General features: G+C 44.6%; 13 protein-coding genes and 3 pseudogenes. 13 read left to right on the top strand and 3 right to left on the bottom strand.

Annotated features, from left to right (window positions below; all coding sequences use genetic code 11):
- Positions 1-20: 20 nt before the first annotated feature.
- The gene (locus AB4583_RS10875; RefSeq protein WP_372117298.1) at positions 21-1,280 is read right to left on the bottom strand and encodes an adenylosuccinate synthase; all 1,260 of its coding nucleotides are present in this window, start codon (positions 1,278-1,280) and stop codon (positions 21-23) included.
- A 213-nt stretch (positions 1,281-1,493) separates the two neighbouring features.
- Here AB4583_RS10875 and AB4583_RS10870 point away from each other — a divergent pair, with 213 nt between their 5' ends.
- The 4 genes and pseudogenes from AB4583_RS10870 to AB4583_RS10855 form a co-directional block, all read left to right on the top strand.
- Complete coding sequence (locus AB4583_RS10870; RefSeq protein WP_017068305.1) at positions 1,494-2,366, top strand: LysR family transcriptional regulator; 873 nt, start codon at positions 1,494-1,496, stop codon at positions 2,364-2,366.
- A 276-nt stretch (positions 2,367-2,642) separates the two neighbouring features.
- Positions 2,643-3,638, top strand: a complete 996-nt coding sequence (gene dmeF / locus AB4583_RS10865; protein ID WP_372117296.1) for a CDF family Co(II)/Ni(II) efflux transporter DmeF — start codon at positions 2,643-2,645, stop codon at positions 3,636-3,638.
- Positions 3,616-4,032, top strand: coding sequence for a MarR family winged helix-turn-helix transcriptional regulator (locus AB4583_RS10860; RefSeq protein WP_017059185.1), 417 nt, complete (start codon positions 3,616-3,618; stop codon positions 4,030-4,032). Before dmeF ends, AB4583_RS10860 begins: the two co-directional genes overlap by 23 nt.
- Before the next feature lie 347 nt (positions 4,033-4,379).
- Positions 4,380-4,760 (top strand): annotated as a pseudogene (locus AB4583_RS10855) (methyl-accepting chemotaxis protein); the annotation flags it as partial.
- Between the two features lie 145 nt (positions 4,761-4,905).
- On the opposite strand, the gene AB4583_RS10850 reads toward AB4583_RS10855, so the two are convergent.
- The gene (locus tag AB4583_RS10850; RefSeq protein WP_004733935.1) at positions 4,906-5,145 is read right to left on the bottom strand and encodes a PAS factor family protein; all 240 of its coding nucleotides are present in this window, start codon (positions 5,143-5,145) and stop codon (positions 4,906-4,908) included.
- A 239-nt stretch (positions 5,146-5,384) separates the two neighbouring features.
- Between AB4583_RS10850 and AB4583_RS10845 the strand changes: the two genes are divergently transcribed.
- The 4 genes from AB4583_RS10845 (at position 5,385) to AB4583_RS10830 (ending at position 12,437) form a co-directional block, all read left to right on the top strand.
- A complete protein-coding gene (locus AB4583_RS10845; protein ID WP_372117295.1) occupies positions 5,385-6,383 on the top strand; it encodes a DHH family phosphoesterase in 999 nt (332 codons plus the stop codon).
- 487 nt (positions 6,384-6,870) lie between these two features.
- Positions 6,871-9,060 (top strand): immunoglobulin-like domain-containing protein, encoded by a 2,190-nt coding sequence (locus AB4583_RS10840; RefSeq protein WP_017068309.1) that lies wholly within the window; start codon positions 6,871-6,873, stop codon positions 9,058-9,060.
- 229 nt (positions 9,061-9,289) lie between these two features.
- Positions 9,290-10,210: a LysR family transcriptional regulator gene (locus AB4583_RS10835; RefSeq protein ID WP_017059189.1), complete on the top strand. Its 921-nt coding sequence runs from the start codon at positions 9,290-9,292 to the stop codon at positions 10,208-10,210.
- Positions 10,211-10,391: 181 nt separating this feature from the next.
- The gene (locus AB4583_RS10830; RefSeq protein WP_017068310.1) at positions 10,392-12,437 is read left to right on the top strand and encodes a TonB-dependent receptor domain-containing protein; all 2,046 of its coding nucleotides are present in this window, start codon (positions 10,392-10,394) and stop codon (positions 12,435-12,437) included.
- 129 nt (positions 12,438-12,566) lie between these two features.
- Here AB4583_RS10830 and AB4583_RS10825 read toward each other — a convergent pair whose 3' ends face one another.
- Positions 12,567-13,310, bottom strand: coding sequence for a class I SAM-dependent methyltransferase (locus AB4583_RS10825; RefSeq protein ID WP_372117292.1), 744 nt, complete (start codon positions 13,308-13,310; stop codon positions 12,567-12,569).
- 30 nt (positions 13,311-13,340) lie between these two features.
- On the opposite strand from AB4583_RS10825, the pseudogene AB4583_RS10820 reads away from it, so the two are divergent.
- The 5 genes and pseudogenes from AB4583_RS10820 to AB4583_RS10800 form a co-directional block, all read left to right on the top strand.
- Positions 13,341-13,624, top strand: a pseudogene (locus AB4583_RS10820) (LysE/ArgO family amino acid transporter); the annotation flags it as partial.
- A gap of 13 nt (positions 13,625-13,637) precedes the next feature.
- Positions 13,638-13,795, top strand: a pseudogene (locus AB4583_RS10815) (porin family protein); the annotation flags it as partial.
- Positions 13,796-14,007: 212 nt separating this feature from the next.
- A complete protein-coding gene (gene sbcD / locus AB4583_RS10810) occupies positions 14,008-15,261 on the top strand; it encodes an exonuclease subunit SbcD (protein ID WP_017067000.1) in 1,254 nt (417 codons plus the stop codon).
- 5 nt (positions 15,262-15,266) lie between these two features.
- On the top strand, positions 15,267-18,983 hold the full coding sequence (locus AB4583_RS10805; RefSeq protein WP_372117290.1) for an SbcC/MukB-like Walker B domain-containing protein: 3,717 nt from the start codon (positions 15,267-15,269) through the stop codon (positions 18,981-18,983).
- Between the two features lie 275 nt (positions 18,984-19,258).
- Positions 19,259-19,393 carry a DUF2256 domain-containing protein gene (locus tag AB4583_RS10800; RefSeq protein WP_081324519.1) on the top strand — a complete coding sequence of 45 codons (135 nt, stop codon included), beginning with the start codon at positions 19,259-19,261 and terminating at the stop codon, positions 19,391-19,393.
- Positions 19,394-19,521 lie beyond the last annotated feature (128 nt).

Below are 19,521 nucleotides of genomic sequence, written 5' to 3'. Positions count from 1 at the left end.
TGAAATACTCGAATAGAGATCTAACCTCGAATGATCATTTGCTCGCGCTCAGGACCTACCGATACCATCACGATTGGCACACCCATCAGCTCTTCGATACGAGTAACGTAATCTTGCGCTGCTTGAGGAAGGCTCTCAAACGTGCGGCAACCCGTGATGTCTTCATCCCAGCCAGCCATATCTTCATATACGGGCTTTAGCTCAGCCGTTTGTGGCCAAATCGGGTTCTCTGTGTGCTCTCCTGAGTAAGCAGTACAGATCTTAAGCTCAGACAAACCAGACAGGCAATCAATCTTAGTCAGTGCGATTTCCGTTGCAGCTTGCAGGTCAACACCGTTGCGAGTTGCCACTGCATCAAAGTAACCCATATCACGTGGTCGACCCGTAGTTGCGCCGTATTCGTTAGAGCTTTCGCGGAAGCTGTCTTGTTCTTCCATTGCAGTTACTAGCGTGCCAGTACCAACAGACGAGCTGAATGATTTAGCAACAGCGATAACACGTTCAGGACGAAGTGCAGGTAAACCGCTACCAATGCCAGCATAAGCTGCGGTTACATTCGAAGATGTTGTCCAAGGGTATTCACCGTAGACAAGGTCGCGACCTGCGCCTAACTGAGCTTCAAACAGTAGGTTTGCGTCTTGTGATTGCAGCGCTTTAAGCGGCTCAGTTACGTTGCAGATGAACGGGCGCCACGCTTTAGTTACTTCAAGTAGCCATTCTGTCATTTCAGAAGCAGTCTGGGAGAAGTCACATTGAGGGTAGAGCGCTTTAAGCTGAGGCATCTTCCAATCAAGTAGGAATTGAATACGCTGCTCTAAAATTTCAGGTTGATTCAGCCAACCGACAAGAATGCCTTTCTTCATTACACGATCGCCGTACGCTGGTGCAATGCCTTGACGTGTAGAGCCGTAAGCGCCATCGCCCAAACGCTCTTCTTCAAGCGTATCTTCAAGAGCATGTAAAGGGAGACACAGTGTCGCACGATCTGAGATCGCCATTTTCACTTTGATGCCAGCCTCTTGAACTTCTGCAATCTCTTTAGTTAGCGCAGCAGGGCTGATCACCATGCCAGGGCCAAGAACCGCCGTACAATTAGGATTAAAAATACCACTAGGTAGTTGGTGCAGTTTGAATGTACCGAAGTCATTTACCACAGTATGACCTGCATTGTTTCCGCCTTGGAAACGAATGCTAGCAGAAGCTTGGTCTGCTAAAAAATCGACGATGCGGCCTTTGCCTTCATCACCCCAGTTTGCGCCCACAACAACGATAGATGGCATAATTTTTCTCCTAACTGATTGAGGAATCATGTTAGGCCTACAAGGTGGATAAGAGAAATTAATTATCTTTATTATCTTGATAAGGATTCCATATATCCTTAAAGTTTTAACCCACAAGCGAGATTCCCTATCACGCTCGTTCCTCACTGTAGGGAATGACGATGGGGCATTCTTTACTTTAGGGAATGATGTAAGTGACACGAGAGAGGGGACATGATGCTCGATATTAATTTGTTGAAGACGTTTGTGACGCTAGCGGAGTACAAGCATTTTGGGAAAGCGGCCAATGCACTGCATATGACACAACCCAATGTGAGTTTGCACCTAAAACAACTGGAACAACAAACACGCATAAAGTTGATAGAAAGAAGCCCTTTTCAATTGACTCAAGCGGGTGAACGGCTATTGGAAACAAGCCAAAGAACGCTACTCGAACTGCAGATTTGTCAGGCCGATCTCAATGCCATTAACGACCTTAAAATAGGGACGTTAACCATTGCCGTAAGTGACATCATTTCTCGATTTTTGCTAATTCGTCCGTTCCAGAAGTTCAAAGCGCAGTATCCCGGTATTGACCTTACGCTCTTGAATACCACGTCATCTCAGGCATCGAATTTAGTTAAAAATGCTCAAGCGGATATTGGTTTTGTTATCGCCAAAGAGCAGCACAACGAGTCTTTGTATTTCACTAAGCTGCAAGAGCTTTCTTGGTGTGCGCTTGGCGATGGGGTTGATATCCGAGACTCTGATGCAGAGCTCACTTTGATTCTACTAGGTCATGATACGAGAACGCGTGACTTTATTGATGAAGGTTTACCAAGCCTTAATCTACCTAATTATAGGGTGATGGAAGTAGGGAGTGTCGATGCTCAAATCGACTGGGCAGAAGCGGGATTTGGTGTGGCTATTGTCCCGGAGTTTGCGGTATCAACCAAGCAGCACCTGCATTCGAAAGTGACACCATTGACCAACTTCTCGAGCACCAGCCTTGGTTATATTGTTCGGCAGAACCAAGTCTTGTCGAAAGCAACCAAGCAGCTGTTAGGTTGGGTGAATGATGAGATTATTTCATTGCAAAACAAATAAATACAATCATTGAGTTTGACTCAATCAGCCCACCTCGAGTGGGCTTTTTTGTCCCTGGAAAGCCTCGTTTTTACTGAATCAATAATCTTTGGAACAAACTAGCGCTCACCATCAACTATTCGTCCCGCAAATCAGAGTTTCAAAATTCATCGTTGACAAAGTTTGATAATCAAACTAAATTTCAAATTATTACTTTGATTGTCAAATTACTTGTCAATCAAAGGGCTTTTATTTGCAACGATCATCTAACCACAAACACAAGCTAAGGACGCCATTTTGAGTTTTCCAACACGTCACCAACACAACTTTTCTTCACATAACAGTCAAGGTGAGAAACGCACGTTCTATGTCCTGTTATTGACCGTCGTTACCATGGTTGTCGAAATTGTTGCAGGTACTATTTACGGCTCGATGGCATTGCTTGCCGATGGTTGGCACATGGGGACGCACGCCGCAGCGTTTGGTATCACCTTATTTGCATACCGTTATGCGAAGAAACATGCCGAGAGCGAACGTTTCTCTTTCGGTACTGGCAAAGTCAGCGTGTTAGGGGGCTACACCAGCGCGATTGCATTGGGGATTGTGGCATTGTTGATGCTGGTGGAATCAGTACATCGTTTGTTTAACCCACAAGCGATTCAGTTCAATGAAGCGATCATCGTTGCTTGTATTGGTTTAACTGTGAATGTGGTGAGTATGTTTTTACTTGGCGATCACCATCATGATCACGGACACGAGCATGGCCACAATCATAGTAAGAATCACGGTCATTCACATAGCCATGAGCACGACAGCGACCATGGTCATAAACATGGCGAGCATCACGGACACCATCATGATCACAACCTACGCGCAGCCTACATGCATGTGTTGGCGGATACTCTAACTTCGCTGCTTGCGATTGTTGCGCTGCTATTTGGTAAGTTTTACGATTGGAACTGGTTAGATGCAGCAATGGGAATGGTTGGCGCATTCGTGATTGCTAAGTGGACGATGAACCTTATGAAACAAACCAGCCCAATCCTGCTGGATGAGAATATCGACCAAGATTATCGTGACTCAGTGACCAAAACCTTAACGCCTTATGCGTCGGTCACCGATTTCCATATGTGGAAGGTGAGTGGGCATCACTATTCAGCAGCGATTACTCTTGAATCAAACAGTGATAAAACCGTCTCTGAATATAAACAAATGCTCGCCAAGTTTGATAAGATTAATCATCTTACTCTTGAAGTGCATTCAAACGACCATGCGAAATATAGAACAGCTTAACCAAATACTGACTGAGTTCTACGATAAAATGTCTTCGTGGGAGCAGTCTGTTGTCAAAGAGACGGGTTATTCCCTGGCTCAAGTACACACCATTGAAGTACTTGGTATGCATGGTGCGTTAAGAATGAAAGAGCTCGCTGAAAAGTTGGGTATTACCACGGGTACACTTACTGTTCAAATAGAAAAGTTGGTTAAAGCTGAATTGATTGAGCGCCATGAACACCCAACAGATCGTCGTGCGATTGTGGTTGCCTTGACGGATGAAGGGCAGAAGATACACGTTCACCACAATCAGCTTCACTTGAATTTGGTTAATGAGCTGACGCAAGATATCGAAGAAGACGAGAAAGCGGTGTTATTGAAGTGCCTAACCAAGATGGTAAAAGCGTTTTAGCCAGCCTTGAATTCGCACCTAACTCTTTAGCTGCAAAGCGATTGACTAGAAAATCAAAAGATGGACCTGACTCGAATTGAGTAGGTCCATTTTTTTCGCCGTTTACGCTCTACTGTACAATCATCAATAGACGGATTCACTGTTTAAAAACCAAGTCAAAACCTCCAATATTGCGCTTCGCTCGAGCTCTTCTGGAGAGCCAAAAAAATGTCATCATAAATAATGCATCCAAATGTGCGTCAAAGTCTTTTAATTCAATGCCTTGTATACCATGACATTCAAGCCATTTATGTTCCGTCAAATAGCTGTCTCTCACTTTTATCATTCAACTAATGTACATGTATTCAGCAAGCAGAACGCATCAATCGACCACAGAGATAACTTCAGTGGTGAGTGCAATTCAAAGCCAGATGCAGGCGTCGATGGCAGAGATTGGCGAGTGTAATCAACAAGGTCAACTAACGCTGAAAGATTCGGAAGAGCTGGATGCGAGCTTGCAACTTATCTTGAGCGACATGGAAAGCATCCAAGGTAATTCAGAACGTATTGCTTCAGCGATTGAAGAGCAGGGCGCAGTAATGGCGCAAGTGAGTGACTCAATTACTGATCTGAACACTATCTCGAACGACAATAACGCTTCGGCGCAGCATTGCTTAGTTGAAGTGGACAAGGTAGCAGAGCAAGCGAACGATATGGACCAAGCGGTCGCGCAGTTCAAGACTTCATAAACAACATAGAACTTACTAAAACAAAAGGCGTGGATTATCTACGCCTTTTTTGTGCCTGAAATTCAAATAGATAAATGACGAGAATAAAAAAACGGCCCGATCTGGGGGAAGATCTGGGCCGTTATATTACGTATTAAAGGGGGGACTACTTATTTCGGCCTTCCAGCACATCCAGTGCCAGTTCAACCGCTTTATCAATATTGTCGCATCCCGCTAACTTACCTGAGCTGATAGGACCAAGCACATTAGCGTATAACGAGAGCTGCTTGTTAAATGGCAGGCTCAACTGCTCATATAAACGCTGGCGAATCTCGGCATGTTGCTCAGGAGCGTGAGCAGCAAGGCTTTTCAAAGTGTCATAAACAAGAGTGGTGGTAGTGTTCATTCGTCTCTTTATCATTAAGTGGGAGGCGCTTATTTTATAATCTTTTCGTATTCTTTTACTGTGACATAAGTCATACAATATTATTAATGTGTTTATCTTTTCTATCTAATGAGAATAAGGCATTCCAAAATAGACTTAAGTATCTGTGAAATATAACTAAAATAATGACAGACTATCGAACACACAAACGAATTGGCGCGTTTCTGGCAAACGGTTAAATCTATAGGAAGAGGAACAACATGCACTACGACGTATTCAACGGAGACGCAGATGGCATAATCGCGTTGTTACAGCTGCGATTAAGTGAGCCAAGAGAGAGCGTGCTCATTACTGGTGTTAAGCGTGATATTAAGTTGGTCTCTCAAGTTGTTACTCAAACTATGGAGCCGGGTAAGCAAGGTGATGTTTCTTCCGTTACCGTTTTAGATGTATCGATGGAGAAAAACCTGCCTGCACTGCACTCACTGCTAGACGCAAACATCAATGTATTTTATTGCGATCACCACCGAACAGGGGATGTCCCAACTTCTAGTCATTTAGATACTCTGATTGATAACGCGCCAGAGAGCTGCACGAGCTTGCTGATTAACCAGAAGCTGAATGGTGCGCATGTGGCTTGGGCAATCGCAGCTGCCTTTGGCGACAATCTAAAAACGGTGGCGGCGCGGCTAGCGGATGAAAATGGATTCGCTCAATCTCAAAAAGAGTTTCTAGAAGAGCTAGGTACCTTGATTAACTACAACGGTTACGGTTCGTCACTGAGTGATTTGCATTTCACGCCAGCTGAGCTCTACAAAACCCTTTATCAATACCCGAATCCGTTTGATCTTTTGGATGATAAAGACTCTGTGTTTTATCGACTACGAGATGCTTATCAAAATGATCGCCAGCAGTTATCAAACCTTGCTCCTGTTTATGAAAGTGAAGTCGCACGTGTGTTTGAACTGCCAGGTGAGACGTGGGCAAGGCGCATCAGTGGCGTATTTGGTAATGAAATCGTTAATCAAGATCCAAACCGAGCGCAAGCCGTTTTAACGAAGAATCAAGACGGCGAGTCTTACACGGTGAGCTTACGTGCGCCATTATCAAATAGAACGGGTGCAGACGAAATTTGCTCAAGTTTTGCGACTGGCGGAGGAAGAAAAGCAGCGGCTGGAATTAATCAACTTAATGAACTTGATAAGGTGAATTTTATTTCACTATTGGATGCATATTATTCATCTGGCACTGACGGTTAACTGAAAAACTCCCGATGTATACATTCAAAATCCTACAAATTCTTGCTCCTATATTCCGTTATACGTGCGTATTGCTAGCACATGTATGATGGCTATATCCAGGCTGTTTTAGTGATATCACTCGCAATGGTATCTGGTCTTAGGTCAGTAATTACGGCGTATTTGGGATGATTTTTGCCGATTTAAAGTTTATTTTTTCCTATCGGTGATTTTTTATATTTTTGGTTAATTATCTTAGTGAATTAAGGTTGATTAAATATTTATATGGCCAATGCATTCAGCCGAAAATAACAGTTTTTAGCATTTCAATTTGAATGAAAAGTCAAAATCATATTGATTCTGATATTCAATCTGTGACTCAAAATCACAAGTTAAATCAAAGGTCATCTTTTCCTATAAATTCCATTACTTCTCTATAAATATTCATGATTACAATGAATTGGTTCGGTTGTGATTGGCACAGCTGTTAAGTAAGGAAGTGGGACTAATGTTGAAACGTAAAGCTCTACAATTAGCAGTATCGGTCGGCATGGCGGCTATGTCTGGCGCTGTTTATGCGAATGGTTCAGATATGACGAATCCAGACTCTGGCGTCGTGGTTGGCTATTGGCATAACTGGTGTGACGGTGGCGGCTACCAAGGTGGTAATGCGCCATGTGTGACGTTGGATGAAGTGAACCCAATGTACAACATCGTGAATGTGTCATTCATGAAGGTTTACGATGTGGCTGATGGTCGAATCCCAACTTTTAAACTGGACCCAACCATTGGGCTTTCAGAAGAACAATTTATTGACCAAATCTCTGAGCTCAACAAGCAAGGTCGCTCTGTACTGTTGGCTTTGGGTGGTGCGGATGCACACGTAGAGCTAGAAACCGGTGATGAAAGAGCCTTTGCTGATGAGATTATCCGTCTAACTGAGCGTTACGGTTTCGATGGCCTAGATATCGACCTTGAACAAGCAGCCGTAACCGCCGCAAACAACCAAACCGTGATTCCGGATGCACTTAAGCTAGTGAAAGATCACTACCGCGCAGAAGGTAAAAACTTCCTTATTACAATGGCGCCTGAGTTCCCGTATCTAACGACAGGCGGTAAGTACGTTCCTTATATCGATAATCTAGAAGGCTACTACGACTGGATTAACCCACAATTTTACAACCAAGGTGGCGATGGTATCTGGGTTGAAGGCGTGGGTTGGATTGCTCAAAACAACGATGCGTTAAAAGAAGAATTCATCTACTACATTTCTGATTCTCTTATCAACGGAACGCGTGGCTTCCACAAAATCCCACATGACAAGCTCGTGTTTGGTATTCCTTCAAGCATCGATGCTGCAGCAACCGGTTTTGTACAAGAGCCACAAGATTTATACGACGCATTTGATAGCCTAACGGCGCAAGGTCAACCGCTACGTGGTGTGATGACTTGGTCTATCAACTGGGACATGGGCACCAACAAAAACGGCCAACAATACAACGAGCAGTTCATTAAAGACTACGGCCCGTTTGTACACGGTCAAGTAACGCCACCACCAGTAGAGGGTGAGCCTGTTCTTAAAGGTGTCGAAAATACGCGTGTTCTTCACGGAACAACGTTTGATCCTATGGATGGCGTAACGGCAACAGACAAAGAAGACGGCGATCTAACGTCATCAATCGATGTTGAAGGATACGTCGAAACGGCGGTTATCGGCACTTATGTACTGACTTACCGTGTTAAAGATAGCGATAACAATGAAACAACCAAAGCAAGAACGGTAGAAGTTTACAGCCAAAAACCTGTATTCGATGGCGTGTCTGATACTACTGTCATGTTAGGTAACGCATTTGATCCGATGGCGGGTGTTAGTGCAAATGATGCTGAAGATGGTGACCTAACAAGCACCATCACACACACTGGCAGTGTCGATGTGAATGAAATCGGCAACTACACACTTGTATACAGCGTAACAGATAGCGCGAACCAAACCGTAACTGCTGACCGTAAAGTGTCAGTAACTGATGGTTCTAACTGTGCTGCTCCATGGGATTCAAACACAGTTTATGTGGAAGGTGACCAAGTTTCGCATGACGGAGCAACGTGGGTTGCAGGTTGGTACACTCGCGGCGAAGAGCCAGGAACAACAGGTGAGTGGGGCGTTTGGAGAAAAGTTTCAGACTCTTCATGTGGTGGTAACCCAGATCCGGGCGATGACTTAGAGCTTTCGGTTTCAGGACTTCAATCACAATATGCGCCAGATAACGGCAACGTGCGTTTAGATCTGACACTGACATCAAATGAAGCATTAGATGTTACCGCTATGGTGATCAACAGTGCAGGTACTGTGGTTGAGCAAACTAAGGTTAACGTAACGGACAGCCGTGCTATTACCATCGACTTATACGATGTAGCGGAAGGGCAATATGCACTTGAAGTAGTCGGTAAAGCATCTGACGGTGAAATGGTGATGGTAAACGATTCGTTCGCTGTTAAAGACGGTGGCGGAACAACACCTCCTCCAGGTGATTACCCTCCATATGAAGCGGGCACAAACTACGCAGCGGGTGACATTGTGGTCGGCAGCGATAATGGCTTGTACGAATGTAAGCCTTGGCCATACACGGCATGGTGTGCAAGCGCGTCTTACGCTCCAGCAGATAGCCAATACTGGCAAGATGCTTGGACAAAGCTGTAGTCTGATAGCTCAACGCTAGCAATATAAAGTAGACGATCAAAGAGAGGCCATTGTGCCTCTCTTTTTTATGTTTAAACAGTTCTGACTTAGAGCTTTAAAACCCACTTAACCTTAAACTCTGCTCTGCATATTGCTCTAGATCAAAATAGGAGTGATTATCAATTGTATTACATGTTAAGAAATAGCACTATGCGCACATTGAATTTTATATATTGTTAATATTTGCATAATGAATCTTGCTCAAGTCGACCTCAATCTACTCGTTATTCTTAAACACCTTCTTGAAGAGAAGCACGTTTCCAACACGGCATTGGCGCTGGATATGAGCCAACCTACGGTGAGCCGATCTCTGCAAAAACTGCGTACCGTTTTCAATGATGATCTATTGGTGCGAGCGGCTTATGGCTATGAGTTAACGCCAAAAGCAGAAGCCATTAAGCAAGATCTCAATTCGGTACTGACACGTTTAGAAAAGCTGGTACATGGCGATGTATTCGAACCGCAAAGCAGTGACAGTACGGTTCGCTTCTTTGGTTTAGTGCCTAATGTCGCGCACTTGCTGCCCAAGGTAGTTGCGGAGATACGTCAACAAGCGCCAAACATGACTGTTGATATCGACTCGATTCCTAAACGACACTTTGAGCCTCTGTTATCCGGTGATGCGCACTTTGTGTTGTCGACCCACGAGCCGTTAAGTTCAGAGCAAAATTTGTATCGAATGTTCGTGATTAGCCGCGATTATCGTTTGCTGATGAGTAAAAAACATCCTTTGGCGGACAAAGAGATCACGGTTGATGACTTGTTGAATAGCCAACTTGGTCAAATCTCACTGCAAGGGGATAAGAAGCTCTCGATCGAAAGTCGATTTAAAGATCTTGGCTTGATTGATAAGCAGCGCCAGCTGTCCATTCCAATTCAGCTTTCCAATTTTAACGTCGCGCCGGATATGGCAGAAGCAACCGACATCATCTTTCATTTACCGACACCTTTTGCTCAACAAGCCGCTACGCAAAGAGATCTTGTTTGTAAACGCGTGCCTAAAGCGTTGCGCCACCCATCAGAAGACGTCTACTTATACTGGCATAAGCGCTTTCATAACGACCCGATGTGTCGCTGGGTTCGCAATATATTCAAAGAGCTTTATACATAATCCATCTACAGGGTGAATGAAAATTACGAATACCTATCGAGTTGGATATAGATCTCTTTCATTATTTGAATGGTGAATAACGAGAATCGATTTTTGGTATGAAACTTTCGTTGATAAGAGTGGTAGTTGGTTGTTTAATGCAAACCATTATCATTACCAATCACATATAAGAATGAATATCATGTCTGAGAGATCTCTTTTGATTCGCAAACCTCTTTTGGTTCGTAAACCCCTTTCGATCGCAGTCGCTGTTATTTGTACCTCACTTTCAGCTAACGTGTTGGCGCAAGAAGAAGCGCAAGCAACAGATGAGCAAATGGTTGTTACGGCAACTCGTACCGAGATGGCACTAAAACAAGCGCCAGCTTCAATGTCGGTTATCACCGCGCAAGACATTGAAGACAGCCCTGGTATTACCTTGGCAGACATCGTTGCCGAATCAACGAGTGTTGAGTCTGATTTTGATAGCACACGTGCTGGCCGTCAGATGATCTCTATTCGTGGTATGGATTCAGATTACACTCTTATCATGGTGAACGGCCGTCGTTTAAGCTCTGCAAGTGCCATCATCCGTGGTAACGACTTCGACCTATCAACGATTCCTGCTGATTCGATCGAACGTGTTGAAATAATCCGTGGCCCAATGTCTGCACTTTACGGTTCAGATGGTATGGGCGGTACAATCAACATCATCACCAAGGCTCCTGAAAATGATTGGAGCTCTACGTTAAGCATGGACACTTCATCTCCGTTAGACGGTGATGGTGGAGAAGAGTACTCGATGGGCTTCACAACATCGGGCGCGTTAATTGAAGACGAGTTGTTTGCTCGCCTATCTGTTAACCAAACTAGCCGTGATGCTTGGCAACCCTATTCTGGTACGCATAGCTCTGGTTACGATCGTTCAGACATTACTGCGTTAGAAGAAAGAGAGACATTAAGCTTACTCGCGAGCCTGACATGGAATGCAACAGACAACCAAACCATCGATTTCGATTTTGGCTACAGTGACGACGAACGTGAATCATCTGCAGAAAACGTATCGTCTGTGATTGAGTCTGACACACGAGTAGTGCGTCAGAGCCAGGCTATTACGCACAGTGGCTTTTGGAGCTGGGGTGATACGCAAGTTCGCTACTCACGCGAAAATGTGACAGATAATGATGCTGCGGACTCAGATACTAACTATAGCAGTGACATCGAAGAGCTGACTCAAATTGTTGAAGCTTCGGCGACCACTTATCTTGGTGATAGTCACACCGTAACGTTTGGTATGGACTACCAGTTGAGTGAATTAACCAACAAAGAAAACTTAGTCAATGGTACATCTGAAGCTTATCAAGGTGCGTTATTTGTTCAAGACCAATGGTTAATGACGGATCAACTAACGGCAACCATTGGTGGTCGTTTAGATAAGCATGAACTATACGGTGAAGAGTTCAGCCCACGTGTGTACTTGGTTCATCAAACAACGAATGACCTGATCATCAAGGGTGGTGTGGGTAAAGCATTTAAAGCACCAACATTGACTCAAAATCAGACAGACTACACAGTTAATAGCTGTAAAGGCGTATGTGATTTACATGGTAATGAAGATCTTAAGCCCGAAACCAGCTTGAACTATGAGATCGCTGCGATTTATAGCCAACCTCGTTGGAATGTTGAAGGTGCCTTATTCCGAAATGAAATCAACGACCTAATTGATCGTGATGATACCTATTGTGAGAACGGCGGAGTGTTTGAATCGGGTAAAGGTTGCGCTGATAGTTCAAGCTCAACTGGCTATGTGAATGGTAAGCGTACTTATACAAACGTATCAGAGGCTGTAGTTCAAGGTGTTGAGCTTACAGGCCAATTCCAAATTACTGATGAATGGGGTGTGTCTGGTAATTACACATTCTTAGACACTGAAGATAAGTCTACTGGTGACGAATTACTTGAGCGTTACAAGCATTCGGGTTTAGTTAAACTGAACTGGAGCCCAACTTACGATCTAAGTACCTTCGTGAGTGCGCGTTACCGTGGTGAACGTCAGATCGAAAGCGATCTAACTCAAGACGCTTACACAACGCTGAACCTAGGTGCTATCTACAACGTGAATGCTTCAGTACGACTACGTGCAGGTATCACGAACTTAACTGACGAAGCTGTATCACAAGAGCTAGAGAGCATGGGCTATGTTGAAGAGCCACGTACTTACTACGTAGGTATGACAGCGGACTTCTAATTTAGAGTTCAGTAACTGATAGCTTGATACAAAAGAACCCACACTGGCTGATGCTCTAAAAGGAGAATGGCGAGTGTGGGTTCTTTTTTGATCTATAGATTTGGTTTAATTTGCCGTTTATCTATTAATCTAGATTTTGACACATGTGATCAGCGCATTACCGGACTGAGTATCCCAAGGAATCAGCTTGTCGTAATCGTGCTCGAAGATATTAACCTCGAAGTAGGGCTTCAATATCTCGATTAACTCTTTAAACGAGAATGCCACCATTGGGTGTTCATCATTCCACACTTGAGTTTCACCAGCAGTCGTCTTTTCGATGCTAAGCTTTAGCGCTTGCTTATCACCCTGACCAGAGTAATACCAACCAGAACGGAACGTGAAATCGGCTTTGTCTTGGTTTGTTGTGTGTCTAACAAACAGGTCGTTGCTGATCTTGTCTTTATCAACCACGTTAAAACAGAAAATACCTTCTGGCTTTAACGCACGATGCACACTTTCAATACACTCTTTAAGTTTCTCAAGGCCATCGTTGTAATGGATGGAATACAGGAAGCAAGTGATAAGATCGAGTGGTTCCGTGACCTCAAAGTTACTCATGTTTTGTACTGAGAACTTGGCTTCCGGGCAGCGAACTTCTGCGATATCTAACATCGGCTTGTTAAGATCTAGGCCACCGCTTTGGTAACCGAAATCAATAAAATGACGAACGTGTGGGCCAGTGCCACAAGCTAAGTCGAGGTGTGTTTTTCCTTCATTTCCAAAGATTTGATGGAGTCTACGTACGCAGTTACTTTGCGCTTGGTAGTCAATATCTACACACATTAAATCATAGTAACCGGATAGGTCGGTATAGAGTGCGTTGGCGGACATATTTGCCTGCAGCATAAGCTGAAAAATTAGGGTGGCGCTATCTTTTTGGGTGTCTATTCATTCTTAAGCTTCCGATCAGCATTTACCGAAAACCACGCCTTAGAAGCCACGGCAGAAACTAAAGACTCATTAACCAAAGCGATTGCGATGTGTTTGGCGCTGGGGCGGTATCGGCGTCATTCGTGTTCTTCTTTTCACTTGGATATGGCGCTCGCTTCTTGGCTCCAATGTTTAAGAACCCGAGAGCGTGGAAGGTGTTGGAATTTGTCGTTGGCGTGATCATGGCATCTATTGCAATATCTTTGATTGTCTAGCTGCGCGTAATTAGGCTTCCATTTTGGTATAGGTGTTGAATACACGCCAGTAGAAAGCCTAACCTTACGTTTAATCTCACAAGCAGATGCAGTAAATATCGAATTCTTCGGCCCGAAAGCCGTGATGTAGCGTTTAGCACAGTAACTCTGGGCGCTTCGTACAATTTTTGACGACCTCTGTGAAATAGCTTAAAGCTAAAGCTATGGACACCTAAAACCGCTCTAACGTTGAGCGGTTTTTTATGTCAAAAATAACGATTGGTCACGCTATGGGCGGAGTTGGTCCAAAGCCTGAAATTAGTTGGTTTTCACAAGCTTATAAAAGGGAATTATCTCGACTATTTTGGTAGATTAAAGGTATTACCGACTTCCAGTGAGCAGCAATGAAGATTCTTCACACGTCCGATTGGCACCTTGGCCAAAACTTCTACAATAAAAGCCGTAAGAATGAACATGAACGGTTTTTACAATGGTTACTTGAGCAAGTTACAGAGCACGACATCGACGCGATCATTGTTGCTGGCGACATTTTCGATACCAGTACACCGCCGAGTTACGCTCGTGAGATGTATAACAAGTTTGTGGTCGATTCGAACAAGATCGGTTGCCAATTGGTGTTATTAGGTGGAAATCACGATTCAGTCTCTGTGCTTAAAGAGACGCAACAGCTGCTCAAATACATGGGCGCAGACGTGATTCCTAATACCAATGAAGATCATGCGACTCAGGTTGTCGAACTAAAAGGCAAGAACGGCGATGTAGAAGCGCTGGTTTGTGCCATTCCTTTTATTCGCCCTCGCGATGTGTTGATGAGCCAGGCGGGTGTCACTGGCGTTGAGCGTCAGAAGCAACTCGGCGATGCAATCAAACAGCATTATCAAAGTGTTTATGATGCGGCGGTTGCTAAGCGCGCGACGTTTGTAAACAGCGAGCACATGCCGATTATCGCTACCGGTCATTTAACGGCGATGGGTGTCCAACAATCGGATTCTGTGCGTGATATCTATGTCGGCAACCTTGATGGTTTCGCCGCTGATGGCTTCCCAGACGCAGACTATATCGCACTTGGTCATATCCATCGCCCACAAGTGGTGGCAAAGCGTGAATACATTCGTTATTCAGGCTCTCCAATCCCACTAAGTTTTGATGAACTTAAGTCTCAGAAACAAGTGTGTGTGGTTGAGTTTGTTGAAGGTGAGCGCACCATTTCTCAATTGCCTGTTCCCACATTCCAACCTCTAGCTGAAATCAAAGGCGACTTGAGCGAGATCGAATCTCAGCTGAACCAATACATAGGTTTAGATAGCGAACAAAGCGTGTGGTTATCGATCGAAGTGCAAGCGCAAGATTACCTTTCAGATCTCCAAGAACGTATGCGTGCATTGACCGAAGGCTTGAACGTTGAAGTACTTCAACTGCGCCGTGCAAGAGAGCGTCGTAATCAAGCATTAGAGCAAGAGTCGGCAGAAACCTTATCTGAACTGAGCCCGATGGACGTGTTTAGCAAGCGTATTGCCTTAGAAGAGTTTGAAACGGATTCTGAAAAAGCGCGTTTAGAGCGCATGACGGTGAAGTTTAAACAAGTGATGGTTGAAGTGTCTGAGAGCGCTCAAGCGCCAAACAAAGTAGAAGAGTAACCAGTATGAAGATTTTAAGCCTAGAATTTGAAAACCTGAACTCTTTGAAAGGACGTTGGAAGCTCGATTTTACCCAATCGCCGTTTGCAGAAAACGGTCTGTTCGCAATTACTGGTCCAACTGGGGCGGGTAAAACCACCATTCTTGATGCGATTTGCTTGGCACTTTTCCATCGCACACCGCGTTTGAAAAGCATTGCTAAAGGTAATAATGAATTAATGACTCGTGGCACGGGTGAGTGTTTTGCTGAACTGGAATTTGAAGTTCAAGGTAAAACGTACCGATCTAATTTCCACCAAAAGCGAGCGCGTGGAAAACACGATGGCGCATTGCAAACGCCAACGTGCGAGTTTGCCGATGCGGACACAGATAAAGTGTTAGAGACCATGTTGACCAAGAAGATCAAGCTGGTGGAGCAGGTTACAGGGCTCGATTTCTCACGCTTCACTAAATCCATCATGTTGTCTCAGGGTGAGTTTGCGGCGTTCTTAAATGCCAATGCTAACGACCGTGCAGAGCTACTTGAAGAGCTGACGGGAACAGAAGTTTATAGCCTGATTTCAGAGCGTATCTACGATCATTTTAAGTCGAGTGAAGAGTCGCTTAATCAACTTAAAGCGAAAGCTGAAGGTGTGAGCTTACTGTCTGAAGAGCAAATCAAAGAGCTGACCGCAGAGCGTGAAATGCTAGAAGTAGAGCAGAAGCGTTTAGCCGAGCAATTAAAAGAGTGGCAAGTGCATCTTAGCTGGTGGAAAGACGTGACCAAAGCTGAGCAAACTATTGCGGCCAGTGAGCTCGATCTGAAAACCGCTCAAGATGAACTAGACCGTAACCAACCGTCACTAGAGCGCTTGGCAAACAGTGAGCCGGCTGAAAAGCTGCGTCCAGTACACAAAGATTTAAAGCGTTGCGAACAAGAGGTGAACACTACTCAAGCTCACCTAGATAACAGCACCAAGTTACTTGCCGTTCGTGATGCAGAAATGCAAGACGCGCAAACTAAACTGACTCAAAGCAGTGCGATTGTCGAACAGGTAAAAGCCAAACAGCAGGATCAAGAGAAGATCATCGAGCAGGTTCGCCCGTTAGATAACCAAATTGCCGTACTCAAAGATAAGCAAACTGCGGCCGTTAGTGCAGCGAATACGCTTAACGAGCAACATACGCAGCAGCTTAATCAACAGGTCGTTTTGGTTCAAAAAATAGATGCACTAAAGCAACAAGATCAACGCAGTACTGAGTACTTAAATACGCATCAAGCTGACCAGCATTTGGAAAAATACCTAGGTCAGTGGCAAGCAAAGGTCGAGCAAGTTCGTACTCTAGAGCGCCAGCATTCAGAGCAGTTGAATTCAGCGAAGCAAGCGTTGTCTGCGGTTGATGCACAGCAAACGATTATCAAATCTGCTCAAGACGCTAAAGCAACGCAAGATAAAACTTTAGCTGAATTGGTTGTGCTAGAAAGTAGTGCAAAGCAACAGTGGGAAGCCTTGCAAGGCAACACTAGCGAGCAAGTGTTGAATTCGCAAAAAGATCTGTTGGAGTTTTGGAATCGCAATACGCACTCATTACTCGAGATCAATCGTGGTTTCCTAAATGCCCAACAACAGCTGCACGCAAAAACACAGGCACATCAAACCAACACCCAGTTGGTCGACAAGCTTTCGAAAGAGCGTGAAGTGTTGCTTCTGCGATACCAAGAAAAAAAGACCTCACTTGAACGTTTAGTTCGCTTAATTGATCAAGAAGGTGACCTTGCGAAATACCGAGCGTCATTGAAGCCAGGTATGGATTGTCCATTGTGTGGTTCAACAGACCATGCGATCGAACAATCACAAAGTTCGAAGGATTTGAATGCCCAGAAAGAGCTTGAGGAACAAGAATTAGCAGCGATTCAGAAAGAAGGCCAAGAGCATCGTCAGCAGTTAGATTCTCTTGCCCCTATGATTGCAGCGCTTAACGATGACATTCAACGTGCGCAAGCGGATATTCAGCAGGCTCAATTGAATTGGCATGGCGTTGTTGGCAAGCTTCAGCAGAGCTTATCGGATTTCGTTGGCATGGCTCCTGAACTGGCGCTGCTAACGATTAACGATTTAGGTAATGAAGCTATAGTCGCGACCTTTGCTCAGCAGTGTGAACTTCAACTAAGTCAGAGTGCGCAGCAACTCAAAGCGTTGGGTGATGCTAAAGCGCATTACGCTGAAGCTGAGAAACAACGCCTGTCTGTAAGTGTTATGGCTGACAAGGCGCAGTCTAATCTCGAGTTGGCCGAGCAACGCTTAGCTGATTTGAATAAGCAAAACCAAGTCGCAAACGAGCAAGTGACTCAAATAGCTCAAGCGAAAGGCCAGCAATGGAACGCTTTGAAAGAGAGCATTGTTCAAACTTCTATCGAAGCACCTGAACTTGAGCATATCGATGATTGGTTTACTGCGAAATCGCAAGCATCAAGCACATGGCAGCAAACCAAACAGCAACAGGCCGATATTGAGAAGCAACTGATTACTCAAAATGCCGAATTGAAAACCTTAGACGACAAGCTAAGCAGCGCTGAGAAAGAGCTTGCGACACTGACGCAAGAGAGTGAGTCTCTAGTGTCAGAACTCACTCGTGTAACGGCTGAAAGAACAGAGTTGTTTGGTGACAAAGACATTCAAGCCACCAGCAATGCGATGAAGCAAAGAGTCACTGAAGCATTAAATGCATTTGATGCCGCGCAGTTAGTGCTTAACCGCAGCGAACTTGAACATCGAACCGAGCAAACCAAACACACTGGTTTCTCGGACGAGTTAGTCAGTAAGCAATCGAGCTACACACAAGCGTCGAATGCTTGGTTAGAAGCGCTGAAAACTAGCCCGTTCGAAGATGAGGCTAATTTTGAAGCAGCGTTGTTAGATGAAGAGGTTAGAACTCAACTTCAAAGCCTGAAGAAGTCTTTAGACGAAGCGATTGTCAGTGCGCAAGCTAGGTTGAACGCCGCCAAAGCGACACAAGTGGATCTACTAAATCACGAAAATGCGAAAGCATGGCAAGAGCAAGACCAACAGCAAGTTGAAGAAGCGACTACTGAGTGTCAAAACGCACAGCAAAGCCATGCGACCAAGATCGGTGCAATTTCTGCCAATCTTGAAACGGATAGCCAGAACCGCAGTAATCAGCAAGATCTGTTTAAGCAAATTGATGAGCAACAAGTCGAGTTTGATGATATCTCTCGTTTGAACTCACTTATTGGCTCTAAGAACGGCGACAAGTTCCGTAAGTTTGCCCAAGGTTTAACATTGGAAAACTTGGTGTACCTTGCGAACAAGCAGCTACAACGTTTGCATGGTCGTTACGAGCTTAAACGTAAAGCCGACGATGGTTTAGAACTGCAAGTGCTCGACACATGGCAGGGCGATGTGATGCGTGACACCAAGACGTTATCAGGTGGCGAAAGCTTCTTGGTGAGCTTGGCGTTGGCATTAGCGCTTTCTGATCTTGTGAGCTACAAAACCAGTATTGATTCTCTGTTCCTAGATGAAGGTTTTGGCACACTGGATAGCGACACATTGGACATTGCACTTAACGCACTGGATAACTTGAATGCATCAGGCAAGATGATCGGTGTCATTAGCCACGTTGAAGCACTGAAAGAGCGAGTGCCCGTTCAGCTTAAAGTGACAAAACACTCTGGCTTAGGTGTGAGTGAGATGGAGAAGCAGTACAAGGTTGTCGCTTAGGTTGTTACTTTGGTTCTTGCTAAATTTATCTGCGCAGAAATAGAAACAGAGCTAGATGAAGCAGATCCCCGACTCAGTCGTTCCTCCTTCTCGAGGATGACGGAGTCGGGAGTACTCACAAATCACTACGCAGTCACTCCTTAAAGTCAGGAATGAACGTCATAGAGAACTAGGCTTTGTTCGTATTACCTTCGTCATTCCCTAAAGTGAGGTACGAGCGTAATAGGGAATCTCTAGTAAACGCAGGAAGTGGATGCTTCAAGAAGGGAACGGCCATGCACAAGAAACCCCATTTACCGACTAAGATATGTCCTGTTTGCCAAAAGCCTTTCGCATGGCGTAAAAAATGGCAGCGCTGTTGGGATGACGTGATCTACTGTTCTGAACGTTGTCGTCGTAATAAGTCTTAGTCCCATAATCTGAATAGATCAGGTCAATCCTCATGATCTAAACCCGTTAACTCCAATATTTCCTTCCTTTGTCGTAATTTTGATGATCCTTTAATCGTTTCGTCATTCATTTCTCAAGTTAATATTTC

The sequence above is a fragment of the Vibrio sp. 10N.222.49.C12 genome (genome assembly GCF_041475025.1).
Taxonomy (GTDB): Bacteria; Pseudomonadota; Gammaproteobacteria; order Enterobacterales; family Vibrionaceae; genus Vibrio; species Vibrio crassostreae_C.
This window is presented reverse-complemented; position numbering and strand designations above follow the sequence as displayed.